A 14,316-nucleotide genomic window follows, 5' to 3' on the forward strand; every position below is an offset into this window, starting at 1 on the left:
CGAAACTTTGGCAGACGGTTCAGCAATCCGGACGATGCGCACAGTCGATTGCCGCTGTCAGCCACCATGCCTTCCGGTGAAAGTCTGACCGGATCGAGAGCTAGACCACTCTGGCTTCCATGCCGGATTGTTGCCAATTGAAAGGATCCAGGAACGACACCCAGCGTAGGCTATTCGAATTACGCGCGCAGCCCTCTGCATGCATGAGGATCAAAGGAGGGTTCCCGTCAGGATGCGCCCGTAAGGTAAGGTCCGCTTCCCTCAGGCGGGTTTCCTTGAAGGATGCACGGCCGAGAGCACCGCCTGGCATGCCGGCAAAAGACCAGTCGCCGCCCGCGAGCGGCGTCGCCTCATCGGCCTGCGTTTCTACGAGGAGCGCGGGCTGGTCGCGTCCGAGCGGGCCGGCTCGGGACATAGGCGCTATCACCGGTCCGTGCTGCGCCGGATCACCTTCATCGTCTTTGTGCAGGACATTGGGCTGACGCTTGGGCGGATCGGCACCGAGGTCGCCAAGTTGCCGGCCGATCGCGTGCCGTCGCGTCGGGATTGGTCGCGGGCGAGCGGGCAAAGCGTCGACGAGTTGCAGCGCCTGCGGTCCGGGCTTACCGAGTGCATCGGTTGCGGCTGCCTGTCTATCGAACGATGTAGCCTGGCGAACCCTGCCGATGCGGCAGGACGCAAGGGCCGGAGGCCGCAGGCTTTCCCTGCTCGGCAAGCGGTTCGGAGTCGCGCCATGTCGTCAGCGACGCGCCAATTGTTGTAAATGGTGATCGACGACAACGGCGGAACTCGGTGATTTTTCAAATCCGAAAGTAGACTTCTGTTGCGCGAAACCGTCCATCCATTCGCTTGCATTGGACAATCACGTCGATCGAGAACCTCAGCAGACTGTCGATGTCTTCACGATCTAGATTACGCCCCGCTTCGGATTCTTTCACGAGGAGCGTTAACTGCTGGAAGGCGAGCTTGGCGGAATCGGCATGCACTGTGGTGATTGATCCAGGATGACCAGAGTTGACATTGCGGAGGTTATCTCGTCTCTGCGGACCTGTCTCACAGGTTTCACGGCATCATGATCAGTATGCCGGCAATTGGAATGCGCATCGTTGCGTATGTGCCGGCGATGATTTGCCGGGGCGGGCTCGAGCCCGTCCCGGCAAATCATCGCCGCCGCTCGGAGGGCTCCATTGCCACAGCTCTTCTTCACCGACCTTTCCACCCTGCATCGGTCGGTGACGATCGAGGGCGTGGCGCATGAGCTGTCGAAGGAAGAGATAGCGGCCGCGGACAACATCGGGCTTGTCGAGGGGATGCCCTTCATTCTCAGGCAAGACGGAACCTACGACCATAACGTCAACCGCTTCCTGCGATCGTGTCCGACCATGGGCGTACGCTCGCTGAACAGCCTTCGCGCCTATGCGCGAGACATCGTCGTCTGGATGCGCTTTCTCGAGGAGCGACGGGACGGCAAGTCTGTGTGGGCAGCGGACCGTGACGACATTGCCGCTTTCCACGAGGCCCGGCGCCTGTCGGAGCCGCCGTTTCGCATATCGGCTTCGTCCTGGAACCGGATGATTGCGGCACTCGACAAACTCTATCGCTGGGCCGTCGATGAGAGGATCGTCGCAACGGCGCCATTCACCTACAGGCAGATGTGGTCACGCTCCTCTTCTTCGGGAGCGGTTATGGCCGTAGCGGTGAACTGCGCCAAGGAGAATGGGGCGCGCAAGGGCGACATGCGCTTCCTGGATCTGCCGCGCTATTTGGTGTTCCGCGACGTCGGGTTGCGCGGCCGGCTCCCTGACGGGCAGGAAGACCCCACCTGGCGCGGCCGCAATGGCGAGCGCAACGCCCTATTTGCGGAACTGCTGATCACGACCGGTCTGCGACTGCAGGAAGCATCAAGCCTGCTGCTGAACGAGCTGCCAAAGCTGGACATCCAAACAGGCGATACCGCTCGTTCCCTAGCCTTCCGTCTCGCCGCGGCGACGGCAAAGGGGTCGCGCGGCCGGGATATTCGCATGCCCATTCGCCTGATCAGGCAGCTCCAGGACTACGGTTTGATTGAGCGGGAGAATGCTCTTCAGCGTCGTCGGCGGCGCGGTCGCATCTACCGGATGAAGCGATCGATCGCGGTCGCCGGATATGAGCACCGCGCTCTGCGCCTGGTCAACGGCGATCACGCCGTCAGAGTAAGCGTCGATCAACTGAGCCCTTCCGAACGGGCCCGCCTTGTCGACAAAGCCACCGGCTCGCCACTGGCGCTATGGCTGACCGAGGACGGACAGCCGGCTTCGATGGCTGCCTGGGAAGCCGTGTTCATGCGGGCCAGCGAACGATGCCGTCGCTTTGGCTTCGAGGACATGCACGTCACGCCGCACATGCTCCGCCACAGCTTTGCCGTCCACATGCTGACATTGCTTCTGCGCGAGCAGGTCCGTTGGGTGGTCAGCGAACGATCGGCGCATCTCGGCTCCGCCTATCGCCGGATGATCGGCGACCCGCTGCTGAAGCTTCAAAGGCTGATGGGACATAGTCGGATCGAAAGCACCTACATCTATCTCGACCATCTTGCCGACAGTCAGGAGATCGTCGATGCGGCCGTAAGCAGCTTCGGGCTGGACGCGGTGTCCGGGGAACTCGTGCCATGAGGCGGGGACGACGGGCTAAATTTCCGCCGCAGTCGGAGACATCGGATGCGGATACGGTCGCGGCCATCATCACCGCCGATCCGCGCCGCTTCGCCGTGCGTGTCGACACGGGCAGCGAACTCCTCGTCGACCTGAGCGCCTGGACTCACCCATCCTTCGTCGCGGAGATCGCGCCGCTGCTGCGTGAGCGCATCCGTCAGATGGGACCAACCCCGATCGGGCGCTCACTGCAGCGTAACATCCTGGAGCTGCGGCGGTTTTGGTCCTTCCTCGATGCTGAAGGGCACACGTTACGTGCTTTGGGCGACATCAGCGTCAAGCTGATCGACGACTACGAAGGTTGGCTTGAGCAGAATGTAGGGACCCGATTGTCGCAACGGCACCTGTTGGCGGCCCTGATCGGTGTGTTGCGGATCGCGCTCACGGATCGTCCCGGCGTGCTCACCCCTGATGTCGTGTTGCGGCTGCGTTATTTGGGACATGGTCACGGCGGCAGCAGCCGCCCTCGTGACGCCTATAGCAGCAGGATCGCCGAAGCATTGCGGACCGCCGCGCGCGCGCAAGTCGCCAACGCCCGCCAGCGCATCACCATCGGCGACGACCTTCCAGCGCCTCCACCCGGCGTTGATACATGTACGCAGCTGCGCGCCCATTATGATGCCGTCAGGGCCGAGATCGTAAGATCCGGCAGGATCGAGACAAGACATCCAGCCTTTAAACGCTTCATGCAACTCGGCTATTCTCGACAGGTCGATCCGAGGGTCGAGGTGCTGCACAGGGGATTCCACCTGACGGCAATCGACTTCGCGGCGTTCCTGGTGCTGCTCTCGCTCGAGACCGGCATGGAGATGGAGTGCCTGAACCGTCTCAAGGCAGACTGCCTGCGCAATCCCACCAAAGGCTACGTCGAGATCGAGTATTACAAGCGGCGGGCACGCGGCTCGGAATGGAAGCGCCTGCGGGTGCGGGACGGATCGATCGCAACGCCAGGCGGACTGATCAGACTCGCGATCGCATTGACCGAACGAGCACGCCGGCACACGGGATCGGACCGCTTGTGGATTCTCTGGACTGTCAACGGCTTACGATCTCTGAGTGAGGGTGGCGGACTGGGCGTCGAGACGTTTGTCGAGCAGTACAAGCTGGCGAATGATGACGGCAAGCCGTTGCGCTTACAGCTCTCCCGGCTTCGAAAGACCTATAAAGCAGAATGGTATCGTCGCACGAACGGACAACTCGAGCAGTTCGCCGTCGGCCACTCGATCGGCGTTGCAGCCAGGCACTATGCCGACATACCGGCCCTGCGTCATGTCCACGAGCAGACACTGGCTGACGCGTTTCACGACGCCCTCGACGCCGCACTTAGACCACGCCTCGTCACCAGCCAGCGGCAGAACCCTATCGTAGAGCCGCAGGAGCAGGCTCCGCCGAAGGGTGAGCAGGATGTCTGGCTCGCGCGCTGCGGCGGCTTTTACGAGAGTCCTTTCATCGAAGCCGGCAAACCCTGCCCGATCCCCTTCTGGGGATGCCTGGAATGCGAGAACGCCGTCATTACCGAACGCAAGCTCCCTGCACTTCTCGCCTTTCAGTCGTTCATCGCCGACCAGCGCGCCGCCCTCAGTGCCGAAGAGTGGTCGGTCAAGTTTGCTCGCGCCTGGCATCGCATCACCCACCAGATCCTTCCGGCCTTTGCGCCGCAGCTGGTGGAAGCGGCCCGAACTACGATTGAAGCCGGAGACCCGACACTTCTCTATCTGCCAGTGGAAGCGACGGCACGATGACAGCGACAAGCCTCGACCATATCCCGCGTTCGTCTCATATCCGAAGCGACACCGACATTGTCCTTGCGTCGATGAAGCTCCGAGAAGGAACCGATCGGAAAGCATTGTCTCTCTTTGGCGCGGACGTCTGGGATCTCGAGCCGGCAATTTTCCAGGAGAGGGTACGCGAAGGCCGCACCCTTGACTTCACCACCTTCGTCTGTCCGGTGGAGAAGCTGACTGCCAAGGAATACATCTACGCTTGGCTCAATGAGCGCTTGCCAGATCGCTCCGGTCGGCTGCGGCCGTTGGCAGCACGCGGGGTGCTCAATACCCTGCGTCAGTTCATGGCTTTCGTACGGGAACAAAGGGGACGGTTCGACTCCGCTCTCGTCGATCAGGCTCTGCTCGATGCCTATCTCACGTCCCACCTGCGCCGGTCCGTTTCGCCAGGACGGGTTGCCGATTACTTGCAAGCGCCTTTGCAGCTTCACCGGCTCGGCCGCTTCCTGACACACGGCGGATTAAGTTTCGTCCCATGGAACGGCGCAGCGCCCTACAGAGTGGCAGGATGTGGCGGCCGACCCCATGAGAACCGGACGCCGCGCATACCCGAGCCGGTGATCACCGAACTGCTACGGTGGTCGCTTCGCTATGTCGAGCTGTTTTCAACCGACATCTTTGCAGCGCGCGAGGAACTTGACAGACTGGAAGCGGCCTCTCCGATCCGCCCTCACAGAGCTGCGCCAGGCAGTATTCTCCCGCGCGTCGTTTCCTACATCGAGGCACGCCGTCGTGCCGGCCGCGGCATCCCGGTGTGGAACGGTCCTGCCAGCATTGGTGGCTTTTGCGGTGCTCTTGCGCGCGGGACCCGGATCGGCGGGGAAGTGCTGAACATGCGGCTGATCTCGTTGCACAGCGGTGTGCGCCCGACGATCCGCCTCTACAACAAGACTGCCTACGCTCTTCTCCTCGAAGCCGTGCAGGAACTGGGTGTGGAGCACGGCGGCATGGACACGCCAATCGCTATCAATCCTGAGAGCGGCCGCCCATGGCGGCCTCGCTTCGACGACTACGCCCTGGCGCACGAGGAGCGCCAGCTCCAGATGGCCGCTTATATCGTCTGCGCCTATCTGACCGGCATGCGGGACAGTGAACTCCAGGCGATGCAACCCGGTTGTCTTCAGCGCAAACGCAGCGTCGACGGCATGATCGAGCGGCTGGCCATCCGAAGCACCGTCTACAAGGGACGTGAAGAACAGGGCACTCCCGAGGAGTGGGTGACGATCGCGCCAGTCGCGCGTGCCATTGAGGTGGCCGAGCGCCTCGCATTGAGGCACCGACCACAACGCAAGCATGATGGCATCTGGATCGCTCTTCATCGTGCGACTGTGAGCGACCGTGGCATACCGGATGTGGTAGATCGGATCAATCGGTACCGCCAGTACCTGGACAAGCAGTTCGGAACCAAGGACGAGCCAGCAATTCCGCTCGTCGAGGGGCGCAGTTGGGTCTTCAACACGCGGCAGTTCCGCCGCACGGTCGCCTGGTACATTGCCAACCGCCCTTTCGGTGTGGTCGCCGGCAAGATCCAGTACAAGCATGCCTCCGTGGCAATGTTCGACGGCTACGCCGGCTCGTCGACCTCCGGCTTCCGTCAGGAGGTGGAGCAGGAACACTGTCTGGGGCAGCTCGATGACATCGTCGAGCATTATGAAGCGACACGACGGGGGGAGCGCCTGGCCGGCCCCGGCGCATCCCGCATCACACACGAGATTGATCGGGCGGCGCAGGAGATCGGCTCCCTGCCTGGCGTGATTGCGGATGGCAAACGCGTGAAGGCAATGCTTGCTCACCTCGCACGCACGCTGCATGTCGGCTACCTGAACGACTGCTTCTTTGAGCCGGCAACCGCGCTCTGCCTCGGCCGGTCAGAGACCTCGCCAAGCCAGCCCATCCTGTCGAACTGCGCTCCCGATCGCTGCCCGAACTCCTGCATTGCACGCCGCCATTTGCCGGCGTGGCAAGCCGCGATCGCGCACGCCGAAGCCATGCTCGAAGAGAAGCGATTGTCGAGCTTGCAGCGCAGCGCCATCCGGCAGGATCGGGATCGGATGCGCAAGCTGATCGCTCCGCTCCTGGAGGAACGGTCTTGAAGCCTGTCAGCATAGCGACCGACCAGGCACTTCGTGCCGCATTGAACCGGCTTGTCTCGGGCAAGGCAATCCGGACCGATGGACGTCTGACGGTTGCCAATCTGGCACGGGAGGCCAATGTCAGCCGGGCAACGGCAAACCGCGCCACGGCAATCGTCGCACAGCTGCGCGCGGTTGTGGCTGAGACCGCCACTCCGCCCCTCAAAGAGCCCCGCCCCCAGCCGATCGACGCAACGCGCGATCAGCGCGACGCGGCGAATGTGATCGCCCAGCACCTTCAAGTCCGCGCCCTGTTGCAACGCGCCAGCGCGAACCGGGGTGGTAAGCTGGTGTTCACGATAAGCAAGTTAAATGATGCCTAACCGCCGTTCACTCCGGATGTGAATCGGCGGCATGCTGTTGTCCCCATTAAATTACAGTCTGTTCTGGACAACACTCGCGCCATACCTATCAAGGCCTTCCGATTTTCAGATTCCGGAAGGTTCAATTGGGACAGCGTGCCGCCATCTATTGTCGGGTTTCGACCGCCGACCAGTCATGTGAGAGGCAGGAGCGCGACCTGACATCGTTCGCTGTCCGCGCCCGCTACGACGTGGCGGGAATTTTCAAAGAGACGGGTTCCGGCGCGAAGCTTGATCGTGCTGAACGCAAAAAGATCATGGCGCTCGCCCAGGCCAGACAGATCGATGCCGTCCTGGTGACAGAGCTTTCCCGATGGGGCCGTTCGACCATCGATCTCCTCAACACGCTGCGGGCGCTGGCGAGCTGGAACGTGTCGGTCATCGCCACGAACGGAATAACCTTCGACTTGTCCTCGCCGTACGGCCGGATGCTGACAACCTTCCTTGCCGGCATCGCCGAATTCGAACGCGACCTGATCAGCGAGCGGGTTAAGTCCGGGCTCGCAGCAGCGAAAGCGCGCGGCAAAAAGCTTGGCCGGCAGACCGGGCAGCGGCCCAAATCCGATCGGCTTGCGGCAAAAGTTCTCGCGCTTGTCGCCGAAGGTCGCAGTTACCGCTGGATCGCCCGTGATCTTGGCATCAGCAAGAATACCGTCGCCGATATCGTTAAACGCTCCAAACCCGTCGAAAGCGGACAGCCGCTTCCGAACCAAGTCTGGCGCGATACCGATGGAAAGGGACCGATGAACTGGCAGTGAGACAAGATGACCGTTCAGATAATCAATGTATTCTGGCCCGGTAATCGCCCTGAGTTCGAGCCGACCGTCATCGGCCTCCAGCGTCTTGACCAGTTCGGCGCGGTGATTGAGGAGGCCGTGCTGGAGGTTTATGCCGGCGAGCGGAGCGGGAAGCTGGCGCATGTAGCTCGCCGGCGCGCCGACCAGGCTGCAAAGCTGTCCGTAGCTCCAGTGTGTCGGCGTGACGGGCCGTTTCTCAGCGGGAATGATTAGTTCGAGCCGCTCGGAATTATTACGGCTCGCCTCGACCCGGATGGAGGAGCTTTCGACCGTGCGGGCATGGGCGCGGTCGGTCCGCGATTTTACCGCATCGTAGAGGTCGCCGAGGGAGAGATAGCGCTCGTCGTCCGGGCGCGAGAACCATTCCGACGACACGCGACCGACGCGCTCTCCGCGCGAGATGTCGACCCTGAAGCCGGTCGATGCCGGCGGAACGCTGGAAGCCATGGTGTTCATGTGCAGTCTCCTCAAAATGAGAACGCCCGGCATGAGGGCCGGGCCAATGGGGATGATTGCTGCCGAGGGTGGCAGGCGACGATGTAGTCAGGTGGGAAGAGATACGCAGGCCGGAATCAGGTTACTCTGCAGCGGCGATGTCTTGGTGCTCGTCTGCGTGGGTGTCGGGGGACGCCTCTTCGGCATGCACGTCTTCGGTCGGGAATGCCGGAAGTTCAACCGTGGCGCCCTCGGAAGGATCGTCCTCGATGATGGCGTCAGTCGTGGTAATGGCGTCGCCGATCGGGATGTTATCGACAGCGAGCCGAAGCGGTTCGGGAAGCCATCCGCTACCCTTCAGTAGCCGCGCGGCTTCACGCGCCATATCCTGCTTCTTCAGGTGATCTATGAGCTCGCTCGACTGCTCGCCGTTCGCCTCGCGGACCGCCTCAAGGATATGCGCTTTAGTCACGCGTCCAAGATAATTGTCGACCGTTGGCTCCCAGCCTGCCTGCACCATGTCGAAGCCGATCGAATGAGCGAGCCGATCGGCATGGGCGATCGCCGCCGGCCGTCGGTTCCACGGCTGAACAACCGCATTGACGGACAGCGAGACACAATGGGCGAAGAGCACCTCGCGGCTGACGTCATCGAGCGCAATCAGGAAGTCCCAGAGCTCGTTCGGGTTTTTCGGAAGATCCTGCCCCCAGGCCTCGTGCCGCAGCTCGATCTCCTTCGCCCAGACCGTGTCGCCGAGCCCCTGGGTCTGGCCGAACTTCACGCTCTGCAGCGTCATTTCCAGGCACGAATCCGATCCGTAGACGTAGAAGGTCTTCAGGACGAAGACATGCAGAGCCGCGATAAAAGCAATGACCGGATTGTTCGCCAGCGCGTTCCTGAGCGCGACCGTGCGCATCGCCGTCAGGTCCTCGACAAGACGGTCGGAGAGCGGTCGGAGTTTACCGTCGTCGTCCCCCTCGTCGATGTGTGCCTTGTGAGCGGGCGCGCCGTTCACCGCGGCTTCGCCGACGAATGACGATCCAGACACGTCATCACCGGTTTCACCATCGGCATCCGACGCACCATCAACGACGCTTTCGACCTGCGGCTCATCCTCGGGCCGGACAAAACCGCGCTCGATCTTGAGCTCACCATCAGCACCGAGCGAGACGAGGGCGCCACCGCGGGCGACTTCAGCCGGATCGAAGACATAGGGCCGGTCCTTCAGCCGGTCGAGCTTGTTTCCGAGTTGCTCCAGTCGCTGTTCGGTCTCTGGGCAATACTCGGTCGCGTCGGCATATTCGGCATCGAGCTTTTCATATTCCGCCTTGATCTGATCAAAGCGAGCACGTGACTCTTCGGTGAATTCGGCCCGCTCGCCGTAGAAGCGGCGAAGAAGAGAGGTATATCCGTAGGGGAAATCGAAGGCAGCCTCGACCCATTTCCAACCTTCGGCGGCCTTGAGGGCCTCGGCGTCCGCGGTGAGCTTTTCGACCACGAGCTGTTCGAGCAGCGCCGGGTCCTGCAGCCATCCGCCATTGTCCTCATCGAATAGGTCGCGCATCACCACACCGCCGGCCGCCTCGTAGGCTTCGACGCCGACATAGACGGCGCGGCGGTCGGTCGCCCGGATCGCGGTCTCGGTGAGCAGCCTGCGGATATAGTAAGGCTCGCGTGAATGCTGCCGCGAAACCGTATCCCAGACCTGCTCCTGCCGGACATGGTCATCGGTGATCGAGAAAGCCATGACCTGTTCAAGCTTCATTTCGTCATTGGCGTAGAGCTCGAGCAACCGCGGCGAGACGGAAGCCAACCGCAGGCGCTGCCGGACAGCCGCGACGCTGACGAAGAACCGGGCGCCGATTTCATCCTCGTCCAGCCCCTGTTCGCGCAGGGTCTGGAAGGCGCGGAATTGGTCTAGCGGATGGAGTTGCAGGCGATGGACGTTCTCGGCAAGAGAGTCCTCGACCTCGAGCGTCTCGCCCCTGCTGATAATGCAGGGAACGGCGGCCGTCTTTGCCAGGCGATTCTGGCTGACCAGCCGCTCCAAGGCACGGTAGCGCCGGCCGCCGGCCGGAATATGGTAGAAACCGGTCTCCTTGCCGTCGGAATCGCGTTCAGGCCGCACATTGAGGCTCGAAAGCAGACCGCGGCGCGCAATGTCTTCGGCAAGATCCTCGATCGAAACGCCAGCCTTGGTCCTGCGGACGTTCTGCTGCGACAAGACGAGCTTGTTGAAGGGGATGTCGCGCGCGGCGCTGAGGATGATTTTCTGGTTGGCTTGGGCCATGTCCACTTCTCCATAACGGGCCGGCCGAAGACTCTCTCCGAACCTCTCAACCCGTCACGGTTCCACCCTCCCTCCCCTCCCTCTGCCGTCACGCCCTCCCGCCAGGCGGACGCTGAAGCGCTGCCGATTCCGCCGACAGATCGAGCCCGCGAATACGCATAGCTGCACTCCTAGATCGACGGCGTGGTCATGCCAGTCGTCTGGAAGCGGAAATACGCAAGGGCCGCGCCTTCTATCCCCCGCTCGGCCATCAGGCGAAGGAATTCAACGTGCCGCAGATAAAGACCATCTTCCGCCGCGGCATCACCTTGCTGCGCGCGGAGCCTTACGGACGGACCTCGCGGCCAGGCCTTCGCGCCTCGGCGGGACGCGCCTTGTCGGGACTGTCGGTCGCCGCGAACGGAAGGGTGCTTCCAGCCTTTTGGAGCGGATCCGGCGGGGCCGGACAGGGGCCCGCTGAGGCGCGCTCGACGATCCGCGAGGCGACATTGATGCGCCGTGCCGGCATGCCGGGCAGGCGCGGCTGCTCGATCCTTTCGAGCAGCAACCTGAGACCCACAGCGCCGCATTCGGCGCCTACCATGCGCACGGTGGTCAGCGGCGGTGAAATCTGCGTCGCCGGGGAGAAGTCCCGAAGCCGACTACCGAGACATCTTCAGGGATACGGTAGCCATGGCCGAGAAGCTCGTTGACGACAGTCACGGCAAGGCCGTCATGAGCACAGAAATAGTCGGTTGGATGAATGCCTTTTTCCTTAAGATTGCGAAACGCCCCACGAAAGCCCGTCTGCTCCTCGAACTGCCGGACATGCAGCTCGACGTTTTCGTAGCGCTCGGCAATCTCGCGGGCGCCGTAGAAACGCTCCCGGCGACCGCGATAACTGGGCGTGCCGTAGACAAAGGCGATGGAGCGGCTGCGGCGATGGCGTCCCGGTCATGCGGGCCGATGAGCAAGAGCCGGCACTGGAGCGGGCGAGATCAGCGAGTTGCACGTCGTTACGGCTCGATCTGACGAAGGCCAGACAGTTGCTCAATGACGGCCTGATCGACCTGCCAGCCTTCGGCGAACCGTTCATCGCCAATCCTGACCTCGTGGAGCGCTTCCGCCGTGATTGGCCGCTTGCCCAAGCCGATCGTGATTACCTTCTGTGGTAGTGATGCCCGTGGATACACGGATTACCAGATATATCAGGACGACGTGCTCACTGCCTGATTCAGCGGGAAATAGCAGCGGTGTGTTCAAGCACCGCCGCTACACCGTACGGCACAATCAAAGTTTGTAGTCCGGGGATTTGACGTCGAGCCTGCGCTTGAGGCTTTCCAGATGCAGGCGCGCGCTTTCCGGATCGCCCTCCCGCATCTGTTTGGCGGTCGCAGCCGCGATTTCGGGATGGACGGGCAATAGAGGCCGCCCCGTGCTCATCGCCTTCAACTGCACCTCCGCCGCCCGCTCGAGATAATAAAGATCGTCCCAGGCTTCCGCGATGTTCGGTGCGCAGACCATGACGCCGTGGTTTTTCATAAAGAGAATATCCTTGTCGCCGAGAACGCTCGCCAAACGATCCCCTTCCCGTTCATCGAGCGCAAGACCGTTATAGTCTTCGTCAACCACCGTGCGACCGTAAAACTTCAGCGCGGTCTGCCCGGCCCAGACCAGCGGCTCGCCCTCGATCATGCTGAGCGCTGTCGCGTTCGGCATGTGGGTATGGAATGCCGCGCCAATACGCGGCGCCATCCTGTGCAGCCGGGCATGAATAAAGAAAGCCGTCGCCTCCGGTTCGCCATCGCCGGAAACGACATTGCCATCGAAATCGCAGATCAGCAGGCTGGACGCTGTCGTCTCCTCGAAAGCCCAGCCGAGCCGGTTGACGAGGAAGAGATCGTGATGTCCCGGCACGAGCGCCGAGAAGTGATTGCAGATCCCCTCTTCCAGACCATACCGGGCCGCCGCCCGCAGACAAGCAGCTAAGTCCACACGCGCCTGCCAGATCTCTTGCCTGTCGAAGTCGATATTTCGCAGGGTTGCCGGTGCTGTCTGCGGGCGTTTAAGCTCATGGGCCATGCTAAGATCTCCTCAAGAACTATTCCGTCCATCCTGCCACCGAAAGCAAGCCGAGAACCTCGCTGAGCCGGGCGACCGTTTCATTCGGCGCGTAGTCGGCAAGCGGCTTCCGGCCGCTCCCGCGGTCAACCCATATCGTCCGGAAACTAAGCTCTCTTGCCGCCGCAAGATCGAGATGCGGACTGGCGCAAATATGAACCAGTTGCTCCTTTTCCACGCCGAGTTCTCTCCAGGCATGCTGGAATATCTGTTTCGCCGGCTTGTAGGCCCTCGCCTGCTCCGCCGTAATGACGCGATCGATCGCACCGCCGAGTTGCGCGATATTCCCCGCAATGATCGCATCATCCGTATTCGAGATGATGGCAAGTTTGAATCCTGCCGCCTTCAGCCCGGCAAGCGTGGCGACCACTTCCGGAAACGGCGGCATGCGACCGATGGACAAGGTGAGAGTATCGGAGTCACCGGCCGAGAACTCCAGAGCGAATTCATCCATGGCAAGCGCAAGCGCCGTGGCGCTTACATCCCTGAACGAACGATGCGGCCGCTCCGCTTCGAGCCGATGTTCGTACCGATCATAAACGGCGAGGAACGCATCGCGGTCGATGGAGCGGCCTTTTCCGGCAAGGATCTTGTCCATTGCCGCCAGCAATCCCTCATCCCACTGGATAAGGGTGCCGTAGCAATCGAAGGTCAGCCATTCTGGCCGCGGTCCTGAAAGCGTCATGTCGATCTCCTGATTGTCGGCGAGAGGATTGACATCCGCCGTCCTCATTTGGAAATTAAATGTCGCCATAACTTTTATTGGAGAATCGAATGAGCTTCGGTTTCGATCTCGATCTGCTGCGCAGCTTTACCGCGGTTGTAGAGGCGGGCGGGTTCACGCGTGCGGCGGAACGCGTTCACCTCACACAGTCGACGATCAGTCAGCAGATCAAGAAGCTCGAGACAAATCTTGGCCGTACCCTTCTCATCCGTGACCGCGCGACGGGGGGAATACGGACGACCGAGGAAGGCGAACTTTTGATGAGCTACGCCCGGCGGATATTGTCGGTTTCCTCCGAAGCGAGCGAGGCTCTCGGCCGATCCGTGCCTCTGCCGAAGACCGTGCGGCTCGGCGTTCCGGAGGATTTCGCCGGGCGGCGCATGATCGATCTGCTCTCCGGCTTTGCGCAAATTTCACCGCGCACAAGGCTCGACACGGTCAGTGGATGGAGCTTTGAACTGCGCCGACTTCTGCAAGCGGGGGAGATCGACCTCGCCCTCATCAAGCGCGAGCCGGGCGACGGGACATGCATTGCCAAATGGGAGGAGCAGCTGGTTTGGGTTGGTGACCAGCCACTTGCGACCAGCAGCAATCCGGTTCCTCTTGCAGTGTTTCCCGCCGGATGTATTTATCGCGAACGGGCGATACGCGCGATCGAAAGCAGTGGATGTCGTTGGCGTATCGCCTATTCCAGCCAGGGTCTGATGGGTGTCCAGGCAGCGGTTGCGTCGGGGCTCGGCATCAGCCTGCTGCCGGCCGATGCGATTCTACCCGAGCATCATCTGTTGAACGGCGCCGACGGCTTTACCCCGCAGCCTCCGTCGGAACTCGCGCTCATCGCTATCACGAAGAAGCTGGAACCGGCGGTGCGCGAGCTTGCGGACTTCCTGGTGGTCAATCTGACGTCACTGCGGCGAACGCCGGCAGCCGCATGAACCAACCAACCTTCGTTCTTCCCGGATTTTAGCACGCGATGCGATCACGGCTCCTATCCCGAGCCTA

Annotated in this window: 11 protein-coding genes and 4 pseudogenes; 9 read left to right on the forward strand and 6 right to left on the reverse strand. The window is 61.8% G+C overall.

From position 1 onward, the window contains the following. Nucleotides 1-382 precede the first annotated feature (382 nt). Nucleotides 383-763: a MerR family transcriptional regulator gene (locus tag PZN02_RS22155; RefSeq protein WP_280663231.1), complete on the forward strand. Its 381-nt coding sequence runs from the start codon at nt 383-385 to the stop codon at nt 761-763. 37 nt (nt 764-800) lie between these two features. Here the strand turns inward: PZN02_RS22155 and PZN02_RS22160 are convergent. Beyond that, a pseudogene (locus tag PZN02_RS22160) lies at nt 801-1,028 on the reverse strand (P-type DNA transfer ATPase VirB11); the annotation flags it as partial. A 159-nt stretch (nt 1,029-1,187) separates the two neighbouring features. On the opposite strand from PZN02_RS22160, the gene PZN02_RS22165 reads away from it, so the two are divergent. The 5 genes from PZN02_RS22165 (at nt 1,188) to PZN02_RS22185 (ending at nt 7,726) form a co-directional block, all read left to right on the forward strand. After that, nucleotides 1,188-2,651 (forward strand): tyrosine-type recombinase/integrase, encoded by a 1,464-nt coding sequence (locus PZN02_RS22165; protein ID WP_280662825.1) that lies wholly within the window; start codon nt 1,188-1,190, stop codon nt 2,649-2,651. Beyond that, complete coding sequence (locus PZN02_RS22170) at nt 2,648-4,432, forward strand: hypothetical protein (RefSeq protein ID WP_280662826.1); 1,785 nt, start codon at nt 2,648-2,650, stop codon at nt 4,430-4,432. The genes PZN02_RS22165 and PZN02_RS22170 overlap by 4 nt, the downstream gene beginning before the upstream one ends. Further along, a complete protein-coding gene (locus PZN02_RS22175) occupies nt 4,429-6,567 on the forward strand; it encodes a hypothetical protein (RefSeq protein WP_280662827.1) in 2,139 nt (712 codons plus the stop codon). Before PZN02_RS22170 ends, PZN02_RS22175 begins: the two co-directional genes overlap by 4 nt. Further along, complete coding sequence (locus PZN02_RS22180) at nt 6,564-6,929, forward strand: hypothetical protein (RefSeq protein WP_280662828.1); 366 nt, start codon at nt 6,564-6,566, stop codon at nt 6,927-6,929. Before PZN02_RS22175 ends, PZN02_RS22180 begins: the two co-directional genes overlap by 4 nt. A 125-nt stretch (nt 6,930-7,054) precedes the next feature. Then, entirely contained in the window at nt 7,055-7,726 is a 672-nt protein-coding gene (locus tag PZN02_RS22185) for a recombinase family protein (protein WP_280663232.1), read from the forward strand. On the opposite strand, the pseudogene PZN02_RS22190 reads toward PZN02_RS22185, so the two are convergent. Both PZN02_RS22190 and PZN02_RS22195 read right to left on the reverse strand, forming a co-directional pair. Further along, a pseudogene (locus tag PZN02_RS22190) lies at nt 7,724-8,221 on the reverse strand (DUF932 domain-containing protein); the annotation flags it as partial. The gene PZN02_RS22185 and the pseudogene PZN02_RS22190 overlap by 3 nt on opposite strands. Nucleotides 8,222-8,342: 121 nt before the next feature. Beyond that, nucleotides 8,343-10,490 carry a ParB/RepB/Spo0J family partition protein gene (locus PZN02_RS22195; RefSeq protein ID WP_280662829.1) on the reverse strand — a complete coding sequence of 716 codons (2,148 nt, stop codon included), beginning with the start codon at nt 10,488-10,490 and terminating at the stop codon, nt 8,343-8,345. 174 nt (nt 10,491-10,664) lie between these two features. On the opposite strand from PZN02_RS22195, the pseudogene PZN02_RS22200 reads away from it, so the two are divergent. Beyond that, nucleotides 10,665-10,792: pseudogene (locus PZN02_RS22200) on the forward strand (ThuA domain-containing protein); the annotation flags it as partial. Between the two features lie 23 nt (nt 10,793-10,815). Here PZN02_RS22200 and PZN02_RS22205 read toward each other — a convergent pair. Then, nucleotides 10,816-11,402, reverse strand: a pseudogene (locus PZN02_RS22205) (substrate-binding domain-containing protein); the annotation flags it as partial. Nucleotides 11,403-11,425: 23 nt separating this feature from the next. Here PZN02_RS22205 and PZN02_RS32260 point away from each other — a divergent pair. Continuing rightward, complete coding sequence (locus PZN02_RS32260) at nt 11,426-11,644, forward strand: hypothetical protein (RefSeq protein ID WP_425336339.1); 219 nt, start codon at nt 11,426-11,428, stop codon at nt 11,642-11,644. 115 nt (nt 11,645-11,759) lie between these two features. On the opposite strand, the gene PZN02_RS22215 is transcribed toward PZN02_RS32260, so the two are convergent. Together PZN02_RS22215 and PZN02_RS22220 are read right to left on the reverse strand one after the other, a co-directional pair. After that, nucleotides 11,760-12,551 (reverse strand): aldolase, encoded by a 792-nt coding sequence (locus PZN02_RS22215; protein WP_280662830.1) that lies wholly within the window; start codon nt 12,549-12,551, stop codon nt 11,760-11,762. A gap of 19 nt (nt 12,552-12,570) precedes the next feature. Next, nucleotides 12,571-13,275: a haloacid dehalogenase type II gene (locus PZN02_RS22220; RefSeq protein WP_280662831.1), complete on the reverse strand. Its 705-nt coding sequence runs from the start codon at nt 13,273-13,275 to the stop codon at nt 12,571-12,573. Between the two features lie 89 nt (nt 13,276-13,364). Between PZN02_RS22220 and PZN02_RS22225 the strand changes: the two genes are divergently transcribed. Continuing rightward, nucleotides 13,365-14,249 carry a LysR family transcriptional regulator gene (locus PZN02_RS22225; RefSeq protein ID WP_280662832.1) on the forward strand — a complete coding sequence of 295 codons (885 nt, stop codon included), beginning with the start codon at nt 13,365-13,367 and terminating at the stop codon, nt 14,247-14,249. Nucleotides 14,250-14,316: the final 67 nt, after the last annotated feature.

It is taken from the genome of Sinorhizobium garamanticum (assembly GCF_029892065.1).
Classification (GTDB): Bacteria; Pseudomonadota; Alphaproteobacteria; order Rhizobiales; family Rhizobiaceae; genus Sinorhizobium; species Sinorhizobium garamanticum.